General features: G+C 39.4%; 14 protein-coding genes. 6 read left to right on the top strand and 8 right to left on the bottom strand.

The genetic code is table 11. The features are described from left to right. Positions 1-52: 52 nt before the first annotated feature. From deoD to HUU81_RS04680, 3 genes are all read right to left on the bottom strand, one after another. Positions 53-763: a purine-nucleoside phosphorylase gene (deoD, locus tag HUU81_RS04690; RefSeq protein WP_199611106.1), complete on the bottom strand. Its 711-nt coding sequence runs from the start codon at positions 761-763 to the stop codon at positions 53-55. 26 nt (positions 764-789) lie between these two features. After that, positions 790-2,013, bottom strand: coding sequence for a phosphopentomutase (locus HUU81_RS04685; protein WP_199611105.1), 1,224 nt, complete (start codon positions 2,011-2,013; stop codon positions 790-792). A 117-nt stretch (positions 2,014-2,130) separates the two neighbouring features. Further along, on the bottom strand, positions 2,131-2,379 hold the full coding sequence (locus tag HUU81_RS04680; protein WP_199611104.1) for a DUF1289 domain-containing protein: 249 nt from the start codon (positions 2,377-2,379) through the stop codon (positions 2,131-2,133). Positions 2,380-2,684: 305 nt separating this feature from the next. Here HUU81_RS04680 and HUU81_RS04675 point away from each other — a divergent pair, with 305 nt between their 5' ends. After that, positions 2,685-3,602: a hypothetical protein gene (locus HUU81_RS04675; protein ID WP_199611103.1), complete on the top strand. Its 918-nt coding sequence runs from the start codon at positions 2,685-2,687 to the stop codon at positions 3,600-3,602. A gap of 16 nt (positions 3,603-3,618) precedes the next feature. Here HUU81_RS04675 and HUU81_RS04670 read toward each other — a convergent pair whose 3' ends face one another. Next, positions 3,619-4,566: a GGDEF domain-containing response regulator gene (locus HUU81_RS04670; RefSeq protein WP_199611102.1), complete on the bottom strand. Its 948-nt coding sequence runs from the start codon at positions 4,564-4,566 to the stop codon at positions 3,619-3,621. A 4-nt stretch (positions 4,567-4,570) separates the two neighbouring features. After that, positions 4,571-8,563: an ATP-binding protein gene (locus HUU81_RS04665; RefSeq protein ID WP_199611101.1), complete on the bottom strand. Its 3,993-nt coding sequence runs from the start codon at positions 8,561-8,563 to the stop codon at positions 4,571-4,573. A 173-nt stretch (positions 8,564-8,736) separates the two neighbouring features. Between HUU81_RS04665 and HUU81_RS04660 the strand changes: the two genes are divergently transcribed. Next, a complete protein-coding gene (locus HUU81_RS04660; protein WP_199611100.1) occupies positions 8,737-9,453 on the top strand; it encodes a hypothetical protein in 717 nt (238 codons plus the stop codon). Between the two features lie 81 nt (positions 9,454-9,534). Here HUU81_RS04660 and HUU81_RS04655 read toward each other — a convergent pair whose 3' ends face one another. Then, positions 9,535-10,941 carry a PhoH family protein gene (locus HUU81_RS04655; RefSeq protein WP_199611099.1) on the bottom strand — a complete coding sequence of 469 codons (1,407 nt, stop codon included), beginning with the start codon at positions 10,939-10,941 and terminating at the stop codon, positions 9,535-9,537. Positions 10,942-11,412: 471 nt separating this feature from the next. Between HUU81_RS04655 and rapA the strand changes: the two genes are divergently transcribed. The 4 genes from rapA (at position 11,413) to HUU81_RS04635 (ending at position 16,970) form a co-directional block, all read left to right on the top strand. Next, positions 11,413-14,370 carry an RNA polymerase-associated protein RapA gene (gene rapA / locus HUU81_RS04650; RefSeq protein ID WP_199611098.1) on the top strand — a complete coding sequence of 986 codons (2,958 nt, stop codon included), beginning with the start codon at positions 11,413-11,415 and terminating at the stop codon, positions 14,368-14,370. A gap of 164 nt (positions 14,371-14,534) precedes the next feature. Beyond that, positions 14,535-15,221, top strand: a complete 687-nt coding sequence (gene rluA / locus HUU81_RS04645) for a bifunctional tRNA pseudouridine(32) synthase/23S rRNA pseudouridine(746) synthase RluA (RefSeq protein WP_199611097.1) — start codon at positions 14,535-14,537, stop codon at positions 15,219-15,221. Positions 15,222-15,256: 35 nt separating this feature from the next. Next, positions 15,257-16,360, top strand: a complete 1,104-nt coding sequence (locus tag HUU81_RS04640; RefSeq protein WP_199611096.1) for a DUF3530 family protein — start codon at positions 15,257-15,259, stop codon at positions 16,358-16,360. Positions 16,361-16,472: 112 nt separating this feature from the next. Beyond that, positions 16,473-16,970 carry a DUF2244 domain-containing protein gene (locus HUU81_RS04635; protein ID WP_199611095.1) on the top strand — a complete coding sequence of 166 codons (498 nt, stop codon included), beginning with the start codon at positions 16,473-16,475 and terminating at the stop codon, positions 16,968-16,970. 121 nt (positions 16,971-17,091) lie between these two features. Here HUU81_RS04635 and HUU81_RS04630 read toward each other — a convergent pair whose 3' ends face one another. Further along, positions 17,092-17,904 carry a DUF2145 domain-containing protein gene (locus HUU81_RS04630; RefSeq protein WP_199611094.1) on the bottom strand — a complete coding sequence of 271 codons (813 nt, stop codon included), beginning with the start codon at positions 17,902-17,904 and terminating at the stop codon, positions 17,092-17,094. A gap of 1 nt (position 17,905) precedes the next feature. Further along, a complete protein-coding gene (locus tag HUU81_RS04625; RefSeq protein ID WP_199611093.1) occupies positions 17,906-18,250 on the bottom strand; it encodes a hypothetical protein in 345 nt (114 codons plus the stop codon). Between the last annotated feature and the right edge of the window lie 110 nt (positions 18,251-18,360).

Here is an 18,360-nt window from a genome sequence, read left to right as displayed (position 1 = left end):
AATGGCCTTTACATCACATACAACATAAAGGCTCATTGCAGAAAACTGATAATTACAGAGTAATCGCTGCGTCTAGTGCGATTCTAACCATGTCATCAAAAGAGGTTTGACGTTCATCAGCTGAAGTTGCTTCGCCTGTCATTACATGATCACTAATCGTCATAATAGCAAGTGCATTAGCACCAAACTCTTGAGCAACACCATATAAGCCAGCAGCTTCCATTTCTACAGCTAAAATGCCACGCTCATCCATTAACTTAAATATTTCACTATTTGGAGTGTAAAATAAATCAGCAGTGAAGATATTACCCACTTTTACATCAATGTTGTGCGTTTTTGCTGCTTCAACTGCGCTTTGCAATAAGTTGTAATCTGCGATAGCAGCAAAGTCGTGACCCGCTAAACGCATACGATTTACATTTGAATCTGTACTTGCACCCATGGCAATAACAACATCACGAAGCTTAATGTCTGATGATACACCACCAGCACTGCCTACACGGATTAAGTTTTTAACGCCATATTGTGTCACTAACTCGGTCGCATAAATAGACATTGAAGGAATGCCCATGCCAGAACCCATAACACTTAATTTTTTACCTTTGTATGTGCCGGTATACCCGAACATATTTCTTACTGCAGTGACTTCTTTGTAATCATCAAAGAAAGTTTCAACAATGTGCTTTGCGCGGAGCGGATCACCAGGCATTAAAACCGTTTCAGCAAATTCGCCCTTTGCAGCACTAATATGAGGTGTAGACATAAGTTTCTATTCTCCAAACCCAGCGTTTAATGGTTGCTGGTGTTTATTAATTTTAAAAACGATTCACCGTGATTCATCGGTGATAATGTAAATAATTCAGCTAATGTTTGCCCTAAATCAGCAAATGTTTTTCTATGGCCTAACTCGGCAGCAGTTATCTTTTTACCATAAGCAAGCATAGGCACAAATTCACGAGTATGCTCGGTGCCTGGCCAAGTTGGATCACAACCATGATCAGAGATAATAAAGAGCAAGTCATCTTCATGCATTGCATCGATAAAATGACCAAGACGACCATCAAAATACTCTAGGGCACGGGCAAAGCCTACTGGATCTCTGCGGTGTCCAAAATTCTGATCAAAGTCAACTAAGTTAGTAAACACGATACTTTTATCTGGCGCATCAGTAATTTGTTGCTGTGCGGTATCCATTAACGCTTCTAAGCCCGTGGCTTTAAATTTTTGCGTGATCCCTTGATGCGCATAAATATCAGCAATTTTACCAATACTTACAACTTCTTGGCCATTTTCGGCAGCTTTATCTAATAAGGTAGGTTCTGGCGGCAATACCGAATAGTCTCTACGGTTTCCTGTTCGCTCAAACTCTAATGCGGTTTCACCAATAAATGGACGCGCAATAACACGACCAATGTTATAAGGCTTTAATAGCTCGTAAGCTATCTCACATATTTCGTATAAACGCTCTAAACCAAAGTGACTTTCATTACAGGCAATTTGAAATACACTGTCAGCAGAGGTATAGCAAATAGGCTTGCCCGTTGCGTTATGCTCTTCGCCAAGTCGCTTGATAATATCAGTGCCTGAAGCATGACAGTTGCCTAAAATGCCATCTACGCCCGCTTTTTCACAGAATGCGTCAATAAACTCTTGAGGGAAGCTGTTTTGTTTTTCGTGGAAATAACCCCAATCATATAATACAGGCACACCCATCATTTCCCAGTGCCCACTTGGTGTATCTTTACCACTAGAAATTTCTGCTGCGTAGCCCCATGCACCAATAACAGGTTGGTCAGCATATTGATTGGTTACGGTTTGATTAGCTGCACCTGAGGCCGCTTTCATTAAACCTAACTTTGTAAGTACCGGTATATCAAGTTCTCGCTGCTCAGCCTGTTCAAACTTTTCTTTTAAATGCAAAAAGGTATTTGCACCAACATCGCCAAACTGCTCAGCGTCTGGCGCATGACCAATACCAAAACCATCTGTGACAAGAATAAAAGCGCGAGCCATATTCCGATACTCCAATTTAAAAAGGGCACGTATTATAGCTCAATATTTAAAAAGACTGTAGTGGCGATTTAAAAGCAAGCTAAGCACTTGATTTAAAATGTAATAGTTACTTTTCCACTACTCAAACAGTGAACCTTGTAGCTGTTCTTCATCGGATGAATTTTCGTGTGAAATTTGTTTGGCCAATCTCCGCTTTTTCCGTAATTTGCACAACTTTAATACTTTTAATTTATCAGCGTCAGATAATTGGTTCCAATAAAAACGTTCATCGCGATTACGCATACAGCCTAAACAATAACCTTTATTGTCGGTCTGACATACATTCCGACAAGGGCTAGGTATATTGAAAATTTCTATTTGTTCCATACCGTTAATTTTTCACAACTTAAGTAAAAAGTCGAGACTCATATTTAAGTATATACCTAAGCGACTGGAAGCACAGGTTTACGATAAGTGACTGAAAAAGCTGACTTCAATACGGCGCAAGTAAAACAGTCTACACAGTAAAAGACAGAAAATTGGCTTTTACTGCTATCTCAATTTATAGTTTTAGGAATCATTATTTACAGAGTCACTTTGTCATTGAACGGAAAAAGTATAAATATCTGCTATTTATTTAACGTATTTTATCATTCAGTATGTACGCTCACTTAATACGCTTAATATCAATTATGTTAGTTAGCATTTGCACTGCTTCGGCCTGTGCAGAACAACTCCTATTTGATAAAGAACGGGGTGGTACGCTTACTAGCTTTAAATACTCGTGGATTGACACCCATGGCAGAACTCAAAATTTTAACTTTTCGATTGATAACAAAAAAATAAACAGCAAGTTTCGCAATTTCAAAAACTATAAGCCCTACTCTGCAACGCGACATATTCATAAAGCGCTCGAAAGAACAGCATCAAAACTTAACCCAAGAGAAGCCAAAGCGGAAATTACTCGCAGAATGAACACTATCGAGATCAGTGTTACTAGCAAGAGTGAAGAGTTGCAGCAGTCCACAATGGAAGCCCTGCAAGTAGCTAGAGAACAAGCGCTAACTGACTTTCTGAAAAAAAACTATTACATTCGATTTGAAACACCACTTGGTGAAGCCGGAGTAAAACCTGATCATGTTCGCTTCGCCACTGAAAGCAAAGATGACCTGCAACCACTCACAAAAGAGTTAGTCAAAAAATTTCCAAGCATCACAACTAAAGGACTTGTAGAATACATTTTAGGCTTTATTCAAACGATACCTTATTCAAAGCTAGACTCGCGAATTGAAACCAGTGGTGCAGGTTTCTCGCCGCCACTAAAATTGCTAAGTGATAATTTGGGAGACTGTGACAGTAAATCCGTGCTTATGGCGTCACTCATGAAAAATGCATTTCCACAATTATCTGTAGCAATTATTTATATTCCCAACCATGCATTATTAGGATTACAACTTCCACATGTTAAAGGTGATGACACCGTTGTGATTGAAGGAAGTGAATATTTACTTGTAGAACCCACAGGACCAGCTACCTTGCCGTATGGAAAAGTGGCGGAGCAATCTAAAATGTACCTAGATTCAGGTCAATTTTCTTATGAGCTTCTGTAATGCTTAAGGCAAGCAATCATGGGGAAGTGGATGACTTTTCCGATAAAACCAATTCGGGTGCAATCACCACTCTATTTCGGCCTTGCTGTTTTGCCAAGTACAACATTTTATCCGCTTGATTGATCAACGCTTCGTATGAACCATTCTCATCAGCAATAGCGACGGCACCACCAAGACTAATTGTCACTGACGAACACGTAGACGAATGCTCATGTGTAATACCCAAGTTTTGGATGGCTTCTTTAAATCCGGTTGCCACATGCTCTAGATCATCCAAACTCGTCTCAGTAAGAATGGCTACAAATTCTTCTCCACCGTAGCGAGCAATAAAGTCACCTGCGCGCTTACAGTTTTCCTGCAAAGCATGAGCAACTTTTACTAAACAATCATCCCCTTCTCTGTGACCATAATGATCGTTAAATTGTTTAAAGTGATCAATATCCATCATGATGATTGCAATGGGTTGTCCGCTACGGCAAGCTCTGCGCCATTCCTTTTCAATGATTTGATCAAATGAACGTCTATTTGGGATCTCGGTAAGGCTATCAATTGAAATAAGCTGCTCAAGCATGTCTGTTTTTCTTTTCAATTGCATTTGATTGTTCACACGAGCCATAACAATAGGCAAATTAAAAGGTTTACGAATGTAATCCATCGCGCCTAGTGCCAACCCTTTTGCTTCGTCTTCTGGCGAGTCGAGACCTGTAATAAAAATAATTGGGATCTTATTGCTACGCTCATCATGTTTTAATAACTGACAAACCCGATAGCCATCGATGTCTGGCAGTTTTATATCAAGTAGAATGAGATCAGGCGGATCATCTGAAAATACGATGTCTAATGCGGTTTGCCCTTTAATGGCAGTTTTAACACGATAACTCTCTGACAACAGTTGTCCTAATACTTTGATATTGGTAGGTTCATCATCAACTATCAGAATGGTGTCAGCGTGTCGTGTTATCATTCAATTACCCTTTATCAATATCAAAGACTGTATAACTCTGAATTTCTGCAATAGTAACGTTTAAAGCATCTGAGAATGCATCGAAAGAAAGTGAGTGACCAGTGGTCATCTTACTACTTGTGTTAGCACTTTCTTGGTAATGCGCTTTTATTTCTTGTTCAATTAATTGTGCTTCATGCTTTAGTCGCTTTAGCCCTAAATTACCTGAAATTCCTTTTATGGTATGCGTGCTATGCATAACTTGATCAGTAGCACCCTGCTCATACTTTTCAATTAATTCTTGATCAACGAATTGATAACTCTCAACAAACTTTAATAACAAGCTTTGATAAACACTCTCATCATTAGCAAATTGAGCCAACCCGAACTCAGTATCAATAATCTGCATTTGATCATTACTAAGTTTAGCCTGATTAACTGAATCCAGTAGTTTTATCAAGTCTTGCTTCATTATTGGTTTTGTTAAATGCTGGTTCATACCTACATCTAAACATGTTTGCTTTTCTTCATCACCTAATTGCGCTGTCATTGATACAATTGTTAGCTCATCTTTATCATATTTTTTTCTAATCAGCCTTGTTGCAGTTATACCATCCATAACTGGCATTTGAATATCCATTATGATCAAATCAAACTTAATTTTCCCTACAATTTCAACGGCTTCTTCCCCATTATGGGTAACCACTGGTGCTACGCCCAAGTCTTCTAGTAAATGTAACACCACTTGTTGGTTAATTGCATTATCTTCAACTACCAATACATTAAGGTGGCTGTAATGGGTGGACTTCGCATTTCCTATAACTGACAGTTTAGGAGATAAAAGCCGAGGCTCATTGTGCCAACTACTAAGTAAGCAAAAATGACAAAATGGCACATCTATAATAGGAAAACTCTTGAAAATGCTAATGCCAGCATCTATACCAAACTCTGTATTGATGGGTTGCAAAATACTGTTGTTATTAATTTGCTCTACCGTTTCAGTATCTAAATGCATCATTTGACGCATTTTTTCACAGTCAATAATGATGACATCAGACAACTGATTAAGTAGGTCGTCTTGACTTTCAATGAGATGTATTTGTTCGACTTCACATAATGTGAGCTTATTTTGAATACTTTCGACTAGCTGCTGAGAAGCGCAAAAAACGGACACAGAGTTAACACCTGATGGCAATGAAAGCGGTTTGCTTGGTTCAATACTTAAACGAACATTAAAAGTAAAGCAACTTCCTTTTCCCACTTCACTTGTGAAAGAAATATCACCTCCCATCACCTCAACTAGTTTACGACATATTGAAAGCCCTAAGCCTGTACCGCCATGTTCACGGGTTAATGAACTATCTCCTTGTGAAAACTCATCAAATAGTTGTTCATGCTTATCTTCAGGTATGCCTATCCCCGTATCCCTAATATGAAAAGTGAATATGCCTTGACGCTCATCCAATTGTTCAAATTCTGTGTTTAATGTAATACACCCCATCGGGGTAAATTTAACAGCATTAGTGATTAAATTGATGAATACTTGCCCCAAACGAACTGGATCCCCTTTCACCTCAATTGGCATATTTTTAGCGAAGTTGAAATCCGTAAATAAACCTTTTTTCATGATTTCATAATTTGATAGTACAAAAGCACGCTGCACAACATCTGATAGATTAAAAGAAACTTGTTTAAGCACAAGCTTACCCGCTTCTGCTTTTGAAAAGTCTAATACATCATTGATAATGGCCAATAAGCTAGTCGCAGAACTGGTGCATTTTTCAATATAATCCAGCTGTCTAATATTTAAATCCGTAGTCTGAAGCAATTGCAGCATGCCAAGTACGGCATTTATTGGGGTGCGAATTTCATGGCTCATGTTGGCAATAAATGCGCCTTTTGCCATACTGGCTTTTTCTGCTTGTTCTTTTGCTTGTTTTAACTCTATGGCAACTTGTTTGGTGTCGCTTATATCTTGAATTTGAGCAATAAAATACAATGGCTTATGCTCACTATCCCAAACTAACGCGGCACTAATTTGTAGCCATATCGTTTCGCCAGACTTCAAATGCAAAGGTAATTGCGAGAATACCGCTTCATTGCCTTTATCAAATAAGGTAAGCCATTCAATTTGTAACTGTATGGCAATACCTCTGGGCAAAATATTTGAAAGCAACGCCCCTTCATATTCAACAATATCAACATCAAGCATTTTACTTAACGCTTTGTTTCCTTGAATTAGCTCAAACGATGGCGAAACTAATAGCACCCCATTTGCGGCATATTCCATCGCAGAACGGAAACGAATTTCACTTTGTTTCAGTGCTTGAATGGTTTGTTCTTGATGCGTAATGTCTCGTGCAATACATACCAAACCTAGTAATTCATTATTATTACTATAAAAAGGCATATGAAGAGTATCGTAAATACCTTGAATAGCCTGATGACTCGTTTGAATTCGCTTATTACGCAGCACCACTTGCTGAGTTAAGACCTCATTTTCACACTCTGTAATTTCTTGTGCTTGAGAGTGTGGTAAATATTCAAAGGAAGTATTCCCCACCAAACGCTCTTCTTTTTCTCCAATAAACTCTTCATACGCTTTGTTACAGCCTAAGTAGCTGCCATCAATATTTTTAAAGTAAATATGATCAGGAATCGTATCCATAATTGAGCGTAGTAACGCTAAGTTACGCTCTTTAACTTGATTGCTATATTGTAACTCTTGCGTTTTTTGCGCGACTAATGAATCTAACTCCTGATTCTGCGCCTTCAAGAAGCCAAGTAACTTTCTGTTTTCATTAAACGCTTGGTTCACTTTATCAAACCAGCTTACCCAGCCTGGCGGTAAATCTTGATACGACTTTGATATACCAATCGAAGCATGCTCAATGTGCTTCACTAGCAAAGCAGCAGGCTTTATAAAATATTTCTTCGTTAGCCATTGCGCCCAGTAAGTCAGTAATAGCAGTACCGCAGCCACAGCAATAAACATCAAACTAAAACGAGCAATCATAGGCAGTAAAAAAGTATGATATGGCTCCACATAAAACACCGTCCACGGCGTTTTCTTTAACTGGCTATATTCAATCACATACCCATCAACAAATACCTGCCTATCATCATTTTGCAAGCCGCTTAACACGCTTGCAGCGGTTAAATCATCTGGTAGTAACGTTGACAACCTATGCACTTCTAATGGTATTTGTGACGCAAATCGAGGATGCGCGATAACATGCTCGTACTCATCAATTACAACGTAAAATCCTTTGTTAGCACTGTACTCATTGATAATCTGGCTGATGTAGCTCAACGAAATGTCGACCACTATAGCGCCGATAAAGGTTTGATCTGCGTATATTGGACCACCAACAGACATTGAATAGGTGTTATTTGATTGATCAATAGCAGGTTGAGTGAGGTAAATATCGCCTTTAGCATTATTTTGAGGTATTGCCTTTTTAAAGCTATCAAAATGAGAAAATGCGCTTTTATTTTGCCACTTTGAAGAAGCTAGCCACGGGTAATGATAGGCAAATCGATCATTAGATAAAAAGTAAAAGCCCGACGCAGCACCAATTAGTTGCATACCTGCATTAAATGCACTGTCTAATTGATTCACCAGTTGTAGCTGACTGTTGATATTTAACTCTGTTCTTCGCTCGTCTGCTAAACCGATTAAACTACCAAGTAATGTTAAATTACCAGCATCACCCTGCCTTTCAGGCAACGAGCTTGGTGGCAAGGAGGTATATGAAGCAGCGTTATATGAATGTGGTGAATTTGAAACTAAAAACCGAGAAGAAAAGTCACGTGCGCTACCAATAAACTTAATACTTTGTTGGATATAAGCATCAATTTGTTGGCTCAACATATGATGGCGTGCTTGTCGGTGTTTTGTAATTTCGCTTAAGCTATCTTGATAGAGCAGCCAACTTATCAAAAAAGAAAAACACAGCACGAGTAAATGACTGGTAAAAACAAACTTATTGTAACGCGAGAGTACAATCAGCTTCACTGCAATTAATCCTGTTTAAATTAAGCAACTCTGTAGCCTATTGAGTGTAGCAGCCTAGGTTTATTTTCCAACTTTATTTATACCTTTTATATAGTTAGTATGCCTGTCTTGCTTGTCAGTAAAGAATGAATATTTATTAAAAAGGAGTCTAGGGCGTGCCCTAATATAGCACCATGGCCAATCACAGTTTAAATAAACGATATTTTCAAAGCGTATTTCTTAGCTGCTTGTTAATACTCACAGGCTGTTCAAGCGTTCATGTTCATATCGCGAATGAAGGCTATTCAGAAGAAAAAGTAACAAGTATCACTTCTCAACTTGAACAAGAAGGGTACAAAGTAAGCCTTGTCGACTTTTCAATCCCAAGTTATTTTGAAGATACCGCACTACTTTATAGCCCTTCTTTAAAAAACGAACGTGCACTAACTAATATTAAAAAAGTACTCAGCGAATCTGGCATTTCCGTTCAACAAGAAAATAATCTCGGCCAAAATAAGCAGTTTTATACTAAAAATAATATTGGCTTATACCTCCGAAATGCCAAAAACAGGCAACATTATCCCCCAGCTTTTTTAATTTCAAAGCCTTGTGGTAAAAAAGGTGGTTTAGTGCAGTTTTCAAGAAATGGCAGTGCCTTAATTGAAACAGACATCTTTATTAATGGCGATTACGAAACCGTGAAACAACAAGCTAAATGGCAATACGATGGCAAAATATTAAATATTTTTGTAGATAACGCCTCCCCTACCTCCTTTATATACAAAGATGAAATAGTGCCTACTCACATAGGCCCGCGCCAAGCAGATACATTCGAGTTAATTACAAGCAATGTTGAAGTAGCAGGTCTGCAATGTAGTTTAAGCATTACCAATATGGATGGGTTGCAGTGATCCCTCTTTGTTTCATTAGACATTAAAAGTGCATTATTACTCCTATTGTAATAATGCACCTTATATTTTCATCTTTAAAATTTATAAATGCTCTTCCGCAAACGATGCGAGTCGGCTGCGCACTACACCATTTAAGTTAATGGTGGCACTTCCTTCAAAATTTTTAAATTTTTCAACTATGTAAGTTAAACCAGAGGTCACAGCACTTAAGTAACTGCTATCAATTTGAGCCAAATTTCCCGAACAAATTAATTTAGTTCCTTCGCCGCAACGAGTAATAATGGTTTTTAATTGTGATGCTGTTAAGTTCTGACTTTCATCCAGAATAACAATGGCATTCTGAATACTTCGCCCTCGCATAAAGTTAACAGATTTAAACTGAATATTCGCTTTATCCATTATGTAATTTAAGCTGCTATGCGGGTTTTCATCATTTTTATGAAGCACTTCTAATGAGTCAGTAATAGCAGCTAACCATGGCGCCATTTTTTCTTCTTCCGTGCCGGGCAAAAAGCCTATCGACTCAGCTATTTCAGGCGTGTTTCGGGTCACTATTACTTTGTCATATAACCCTTTTTCGATTACAAGTTCGAGCGCCGAAGCAAGTGCAAGTAAGGTTTTCCCACACCCTGCAGGCCCGGTTAAAACCACAAGTTCAATGGTAGGGTCTAATAGCGCATTTAACGCCATCGCTTGGTATACATTTTTTGGCGTTATACCCCATGCGGTACGCCCCATTAAACGATCGTAACCTAAGTCTAAAATAGTCACGTCTTTATCTTCAATTCGGGTAACACGCCCTGCAAATTGTTTTGCTTCGTCAACCACGTATTGATTAATAAACACACTCGGTAATACATCTTTATTCACGGTGTGGTATGTCTCACGCCCTATTGTTTCACTGTCGCACCGTTTTATTGTTTTCCAAAAGTCACCAGTGACTTTTTCGTAGCCTTTCGTTAAAAATCGTACATCATCAATCAGTTGGTCAGTTCGATAGTCTTCTACACGCTCAAGCCCAGCACCTTTGGCTTTTAATCGCATGTTGATGTCTTTCGTCACTAAAACTACGTTTGCGCCTTTACTTTGCTCCTGTAAAAAAAGTGCCGTATTAATAATACGATGATCATTTTCGTTGCCGGGTAACCCAGATATTTGATCCTCTAAGTGATGGTCGTTTAGAATTTTAAGGTGTCCACCTTTGTTGCCAGCCTGCTGCTCTTGCGGCAGCTCTACACCTGCTAACATTTGTTCTGGTGTTACATCTCTAAGAATATCTTCTAAAGCACGAATCGCGATACGAGCATCTCTGCTAACGTCTTTTTTTCTGTCTTTTATGTGATCAAGTTCCTCAAGCACTGTCATTGGTATTACAACGTCGTGCTCTTGGAAACATAAAAAGGCAAAGGGTTCGTGTAGAAGAATGTTGGTGTCTAGTACATAGACTTTTTTTTCGACGGGTAAAACTGATATTGCGCTACTTCCCATAGGTTCGCTCCTGCGTAAAATATTCGCAAATTCGTGTTTTTTTTCTATGCTTATAAGCCTCACACGAATGTCGGTATACGGTCGATAACCACACATCTATCGATGTATCTATACCCAAAAAGATGGAGGTACATCTTCGAATAAAGTGGGCATACAACCTATATTAAGCGTAGTTTAGATTAATTGTCTATGCATAGAATTATGAACTTTATGTAACAGCAATAAAAAAACCACTTTAAAATCAATAGATTTATAAAAAATTAATAAGCAGCTTTACGCGCACGCCGTATTTACTGTGTATGGGCAGGTAAACTTTTGAAGATACTTTAATTTAGGCTCTTCAGCAGCGGCTTGTAGAAAAACCTAACGGCATTATGAAGTCCTTAAAAGTCAATACTTTTAACACCAAAAAAAGCAAGTGTTGTCCTTGCTGAGGTAGCCGAATATCTGTACCATAGCCGCCCTTTTTTTATGACAAAATTGATTACCATTGAGAGGTTGAACACATTGGCTGAATTTACACTTGGACAACGATGGATAAGCGATACAGAGTCCGATTTAGGACTAGGTACTGTAGTGGCAATTGAAGGCCGCATGATCACATTATTGTTTCCTGCTTCAGGTGAGTCGCGATTGTACGCGTCAACCGAAGCCCCTATTACCCGTGTAATGTTCAATGTTGGTGACACCATTAAAAGTGCAGAAGGATGGTCACTATTAGTCAGTTCAGTGGAAGAAAGTAATGGGCTAATTGCTTATCACGGCATTAATACAGAAACTGAAGAAGAAGCGATTCTTAAAGAAACGTTTTTAGATCACTTTGTTAAGTTTAATAAACCACAAGATCGTCTTTTTGCTGGTCAAATTGATCGTTTCGACTGGTACACGTTACGTTACCAATGCTGGCAGCAACAATATGCTCAACAGCAATCAGCATTAAAAGGACTTGTTGGCCCGCGTGTTAGTTTAATTCCTCATCAGCTTCATATTGCTGAAGAAGTAGGTAAACGTTATGCGCCACGTGTTTTATTATCAGATGAAGTTGGGCTAGGTAAAACTATCGAAGCCGGTATGATTTTACATCAACAACTCATTAAAGGCCTTGCTTCACGCGTATTGATTATTGTGCCAGAAACACTTCAGCATCAATGGTTAGTTGAAATGTTACGTCGTTTTAATTTACGCGTTTCAATTTTCGATGATGAACGATGTAATGAAGCTTATGCAGATGCACCAAATGTATTTGAAACCGAACAACTTATTTTAGTTAGCTTAGAGCTACTAACAAAGAAAAAGCGTTGGTTTGAGCAAGCCTTAGAAGCACAGTGGGACTTGATCATAGTTGATGAAGCGCATCACTTAGAATGGTCTAATGACAAGCCAAGCACTGAATACCGTCGTGTGGAAGCCCTTGCAGAAGAAACGGCTGGACTTATTTTATTAACCGCCACACCAGATCAACTAGGTCACGAAAGTCATTTTGCTAGATTACGTTTACTTGACCCAAATCGTTTTTACGATTATGACAAGTTTGTTGAAGAAGAAAGTCATTATCGTGAAGTAGCGAATGCGGCTAATAGCCTGCTTAGCGACAATGTACCAAGCCAAGATGAACTAACTATCATCAGCAACATGCTTAACGGCACAGACATTAGTAACGAGCTGGCATTAGTTACTAGTGACAGTGCAGACGCACTAGATGTGCATACAGCGAAGCAATCTCTCATTGATCAATTACTTGACCGTCACGGTACCGGACGCATCTTGTTTAGAAATACACGTAGTGGTGTAGAAGGCTTCCCTGAACGTCAATTGTTAGCGCACGAATTTGAATTACCGAAACAGTACACCACAGCTATTAACGTAACTGCATCATTAAATGCTAATCAGGACGTGACTAAAAAAGCGCACCAAGCTTTATTTCCTGAGCAAATTTATCAGTCTTTTGAAGGTGATGCTGCGAGTTGGACCGAATTCGACCCACGCGTGCAATGGTTAATTTCATTCTTAAAAGAAAACAAATACGAAAAAGTATTAGTGATCTGTGCTCATGCACAAACCGCATTAACACTTGAGCAAACGTTATTCCAAAAAGAAGCGATCAAAGCTGCTGTTTTCCATGAAGGGATGAGTATTTTTGAGCGTGATAAAGCTGCCGCTTACTTTGCGAAAGAAGAAGATGCGGCGCAAGTGCTCTTATGTTCTGAAATAGGATCTGAAGGTCGTAACTTCCAGTTTGCGCACAACTTAGTGTTGTTCGACTTACCACTCAATCCAGATTTACTAGAACAACGAATTGGTCGCCTAGACCGCATCGGCCAAACTGAAACAGTAAAAATTCATGTACCGTATTTCAAGCAAACGGCACAAGAAAAGCTGTTAAAGTGGTATCGTGATGGTTTAAATGCATTTGAGCATACTGCAAATACTGGCCATAAAATTTTTGAACAATTTAAAGAGTCACTATTAGAACATTTAGCTGCGAATGTGTTTGATGATGAAGCGTTGCTGGATTTGGTAGAAAGTACCCACGCCGTAAATGCAGACCTAAAAGCGCAGCTAGAGCAAGGTCGTGACAAACTGCTTGAAATAAACTCGTCAGGCAATCAAGACACCATGGCGTTAGCAAATGAAATAAGCAAACAAGACAATGATATTTTGCTGCCGCAATTTATGATTAAAATGTTTGATGTATATGGCGTGAATCAAGAAGATAAGGGCGATAATGCCATTATCTTGCAGCCGTCAGAACACATGTTAGTACCAAGCTTCCCAGGGTTAAAAGACGATGGAGTCAGCGTAACATTCGACCGTAACACGGCCTTATCACAAGAAGATATTCAATTCTTAACGTGGGATCATCCAATGGTACAAGGGACATTTGACCTAGTATTAACGGAAGATTTAGGCAATAGCTCAGTCGCCTTGTTAAACAACAAAGCCGTACCAGTAGGCACATTCTTTGTTGAGCTAATTTTTGTTGCTGAATCATCAGCCGAAAAAGCACTACAGCTTGGCCGTTATTTACCACCTACCCCAATTCGTATACTGCTTGATAAGGGTGGAAACAATTTATCGAATAACGTTAGTTTTGATCAATTTAACCGACAGCTAAGCCCTACTGGTCGTCAAACGGGTTCAAAATTAGTTAACGCATTACAACCTGCAATTCACCCACTGATTGCTAAAGGTGAAACTTTAGCTAGTGAGCAAATGGAACAGATTCAGCAAGATGCTAAATCTGCAATGAACAACTCTCTAGAACAAGAAATTGCACGCCTAAACGCGCTAAAACAAGTAAACCCTAATATTCGTGACGAAGAAATCGACTTTATTGCGAATCAGCAAAGCCAACTATTAAGTGCTATCGACAGCGCACAATTGAAGTTAGATGCGATTCGTTTAATTGTGGTTAGTCATCAGAAGTAACCTGAGCCTTAATAAGTAGCGCTATTTAGTCAGCGCTACTTATTACTTTACTTCGTCATCACCAAAACTGCACTACCCTAACCCATCACTCAACGAATAAGATAACTTGCATTTAATACTAAAAAACGTACACTTCTGCTCCCAATTTAGCGTATAGAATGACCATGGCATTACTGAATTACTCACCTCCCACTAATCCGTACCTTGATGTTGTTTACCACGACGATGATATTGTTGTGTTAAATAAACCCAGCGGCTTATTGAGTGTGCCCGGTAAGCATGAAGATCATAAAGACTGCCTTGAAACACGAGTACGCAAAGTGTGGCCAACAGCCACAATTGTGCATCGTTTAGATATGGCAACCTCTGGCATTTTAATTATGGCGCTAAATAAAGCTGCACACCGCCATATTAGTCGACAATTTCAAGACCGGTTAACTGAAAAGCAATATATCGCACGTGTTTTCGGTGAATTTGAACAACCAACGGGTGAAGTAAACTTACCCTTAATTTGTGACTGGCCCAATAGGCCAAAACAAATGGTTGATTTTGAGCGCGGCAAACCCTCGTTAACTAAATACAAAGTACTAGAGCAAACCAGCGTAATGCAGGAACATAGTGGCAAACAGCATACTGTTAGTCGCGTTGCGCTCACGCCTGTAACAGGTCGCTCTCACCAATTAAGGGTGCACATGCTAAGTTTAGACCACCCAATTTTAGGCGATAAGCTGTACGCCCACTCAGAGGCCCTTGCATTGGCTTCTCGATTACAGCTGCATGCACATTGGCTAAAGTTAACCCACCCTGTTACAGAAAAAAGTATAGAATTTAGGATTGTCTGTCCTTTTTAGCTAAATCAATTTTAGTCGTTGCCGATATAACTAACATGAAGCCCCTTTTTGTTTTTCTTAGTGTTATTGTACTCATTTGTTTTTGTGGTTTATCACAAGAAGTCTCAGCGCAAGAAAACCAGACACAAGAAAGTCAACCGGAAGACACGCAAGAGCAGCCTGCGGCGGATGAAAGTGCCGCAGACGGCAGCGCCACTAAACCGACAACAACATACATTTTCCCTCAGCCACTGGAGTCGTTATATGCTAACGACATACAGCATTATTTGCGGGGCGACGAAATCAAGCAAATGGTCGCTGCGGATGACACCTTTTTAGTGCTATTACGTGAAAACATGACAGGCCAAAGCAAAGGCGTGATGATTTTTATTCCAGACTGGAGTGAGCCTGCCACAAGTGCGAAAGGTATTAATTATTTACGAAAAGAGATGAATGATTATGGTTGGGTTACCATGTCCATGGCTGTATCAGGCCCCGTTGTCAATGAACAATACTTTCCCGATTACAACCGTAAACCGACACCCCCCTCATCCGACGAAGCAGGTTCAACAACCGAAACCACTAGCCCGGCGTCAAGCAACGAAAATAACGAAGCTGTAAATTCAGAAAATACAGAGGAAGCGGCAGGAAATACAGCCGACAATAGCAACGCCATACCCACATCGCAACTTGCAACTATTGATACTACTAACGCATTTAATGAAGCGTCTGTCACTACCTATAAACAACAATTATTATTGCGCATTCAAAGTGTGATGAATGAAGCACAAAATTATCCAGGTTATTTTGTAGTGGTTGCTCAAGGCGCGAGTGGCGCTTGGCTTACCAGCCTCTATGCAACAGAAGCACTAGAGCCGCCACAAGCGCTTATCCTACTCAGTGCCACCGTAGAAAATACAACACTAAATCGTCAATTCGCCCAAGATATTGGCCGCACTGAGATGCCGATTTTAGATATTTACCAAACGAATGATCGTTCATGGTTACTTTCTTCGTTAAAGCTACGTCGCCAATACGCAAAAAAATTCTTCAAAGTACATTATCGTCAACGTGAGTTATTCGGTGATACATCTTATACCGCACAATATGAACGCCTACACAAAACCATTTATGGCTGGCTAACCTCTTTAGGTATATAACTTATTGTTTTCCCGATCCGTTAAACCTTAGCTAAGCTTTTCTAAGGTAAAAACGCTAATTTTAAGCTATACCTAAATGACGTAAAAATTTGCCGTCCTTGTGATGTAAGTTATGGTTGCAACAGAACTAAGACCGCACCGATTCACCATCGTATTATCGCCCAATCGGTCTGCTACTTGGCAACAAAGTAAACTACTTATTTTTATTTTAGGTGGTGTTACGTTAATAATCGCAACAATTTGGACCCTACTTGGTGTATGGTTAGTGCTTCCATTCGCAGGGTTAGAGGTAAGTTTGCTTGCTTATTTAACCTATCGGGTTTCGTGTTATACCTATCAAAAGCAGATCATTGAATTTACCGACAATACCATTTCAATACTGGCAGGGCGCACAAAAATCCTACCACAGCTGAGTTTTGCCAGAGATGACTGTTATTTGGTGATTATAGAGCCAGAACACGAGTTTGATACCACCTCGTTGGTTTTAACCGATCACCAACATAGTTGCCATGTGGGTAAGTTTTTAAATGAGCAAGATATTTCAGCAACCCGAGCCGCACTCAAAAAAGCGGGGATTAGAGAATGCCCTCGGCAATGGTGGAAGCATTAAATAGAGATTATTGCCGAGTATTAAACACAAAGTTTAGCAATTATGGAGGTTACTCTTATCATGATAGTTAGTACTAACTTCAGAATAAGAGTAACTCTACATATTGTTAAGTATCTCAGAGTTAAAGCACTTTTTCAGAGTCAGGCGTAATTATGGCTGCATGAGCTAGGAGCTCTTGCTCACGTAAATAACGCATTATTGACATAAATGACGCAACCTCAATGTCACCACTATGGTCACTAGTAAAAATATCATCTTTAAACATGTTACCTAACATTAATTTAAATGGATTCACCTTCACTGGCTGAGGTTTAAAGTATGACTTTGCGTTTGCTTTAAGCTGCGCTATGTCGGTTGTGTTATATATTGACGCGTTAATCACATCAAGCGTATGCTCTGTACAGTTCTGGCGTTCAGCATTAAATGGATTCGCAATCAATGAATAACGAGAGTTATGCACTGCGGCTGGCACACCATTGTTGATTGCATTTATTATTTGGGCTTGCAACTTAGGCACAGGAACAGCAATTCCAGCCTCTAATTCATATACTGACCAAAAGAAGTCCGTTGGGTAATCAATAACTAGTGAACTCTTACTTAAATCATCTTCATATTGATAAAGATTATGAATGGCATAACCTTTTTTCTTGGCACCGTCATCAGTTGTGATTTCTGAATACACAGCTAAAGCAACATGTGTAAATTCAAACCCTTTTGGTAAATCTTTCTTTGGCTGGCCAACACGACCAATTATAAATACATTAGCTTGCTGAGCTGCAGCATAGTGCTCAACCTGCTTTGCAAACTTAGAAATCTGAGGGGCAGCAAATTTGCTTTCTTCAAACTGAGTACTTCCTGCGTTGACAGGCGCATTGAATAAAAGCGCCGCGCCAAGAGCAAGTGTAACCAGTGATTGTTGAATAGTAGTTTTCATATTATCTCCCTAATACAGCTTCTTTAGGCGCAGGGCCAGCAATTACAACATCGTCAGATATTTCTAATGGCTTTACTTTTGAACGACTTAAGCTTTCTGCCGCTTGAACACTTGCACTGCCAGCTGCTAAAGAACCAAAACCCACCACCATTAATGGGGCTGCAACCACCGCTTTAGAAACTCTAGCCCCAGTAGATGCACTATCACCCACAGCTAACGCACTATATTTCACAGCCTGACTGCCATGTGTACTCGCTCGAGAGGCATTACTATCATTCGCCATTGTAACTGAAGAGGTTAAAAGTAACGCTGTTGCACTTACTGTATTTATTAATGTTTTCATCATTATTCCCTTGTTTGAAAATTCGCTTAATAAACTATCACAAGACTTACTCTTGTATACTTATTTGATAAATGTATAGTTAAAGTAAACCTAGAGTATCGTTATTTAATACC

The sequence above is a fragment of the Flocculibacter collagenilyticus genome, assembly GCF_016469335.1.
GTDB classification, from domain to species: Bacteria; Pseudomonadota; Gammaproteobacteria; order Enterobacterales; family Alteromonadaceae; genus Flocculibacter; species Flocculibacter collagenilyticus.
The sequence above is the reverse complement of the archived record's forward strand: the minus strand, read 5'-3'. Positions and strand labels throughout refer to the sequence as shown.

What these genes read in the sequence shown, in the direction of transcription:
- deoD (WP_199611106.1), bottom strand. Translation starts at nt 763, where the DNA reads ATGTCTACACCTCATATTAGTGCTGCAAAGGGCGAATTTGCTGAAACG.
- HUU81_RS04685 (WP_199611105.1), bottom strand. Translation starts at nt 2,013, where the DNA reads ATGGCTCGCGCTTTTATTCTTGTCACAGATGGTTTTGGTATTGGTCAT.
- HUU81_RS04680 (WP_199611104.1), bottom strand. Translation starts at nt 2,379, where the DNA reads ATGGAACAAATAGAAATTTTCAATATACCTAGCCCTTGTCGGAATGTA.
- HUU81_RS04675 (WP_199611103.1), top strand. Translation starts at nt 2,685, where the DNA reads ATGTTAGTTAGCATTTGCACTGCTTCGGCCTGTGCAGAACAACTCCTA.
- HUU81_RS04670 (WP_199611102.1), bottom strand. Translation starts at nt 4,566, where the DNA reads ATGATAACACGACACGCTGACACCATTCTGATAGTTGATGATGAACCT.
- HUU81_RS04660 (WP_199611100.1), top strand. Translation starts at nt 8,737, where the DNA reads ATGGCCAATCACAGTTTAAATAAACGATATTTTCAAAGCGTATTTCTT.
- HUU81_RS04655 (WP_199611099.1), bottom strand. Translation starts at nt 10,941, where the DNA reads ATGGGAAGTAGCGCAATATCAGTTTTACCCGTCGAAAAAAAAGTCTAT.
- rapA (WP_199611098.1), top strand. Translation starts at nt 11,413, where the DNA reads ATGACAAAATTGATTACCATTGAGAGGTTGAACACATTGGCTGAATTT.
- rluA (WP_199611097.1), top strand. Translation starts at nt 14,535, where the DNA reads ATGGCATTACTGAATTACTCACCTCCCACTAATCCGTACCTTGATGTT.
- HUU81_RS04640 (WP_199611096.1), top strand. Translation starts at nt 15,257, where the DNA reads ATGAAGCCCCTTTTTGTTTTTCTTAGTGTTATTGTACTCATTTGTTTT.
- HUU81_RS04635 (WP_199611095.1), top strand. Translation starts at nt 16,473, where the DNA reads ATGGTTGCAACAGAACTAAGACCGCACCGATTCACCATCGTATTATCG.
- HUU81_RS04630 (WP_199611094.1), bottom strand. Translation starts at nt 17,904, where the DNA reads ATGAAAACTACTATTCAACAATCACTGGTTACACTTGCTCTTGGCGCG.
- HUU81_RS04625 (WP_199611093.1), bottom strand. Translation starts at nt 18,250, where the DNA reads ATGATGAAAACATTAATAAATACAGTAAGTGCAACAGCGTTACTTTTA.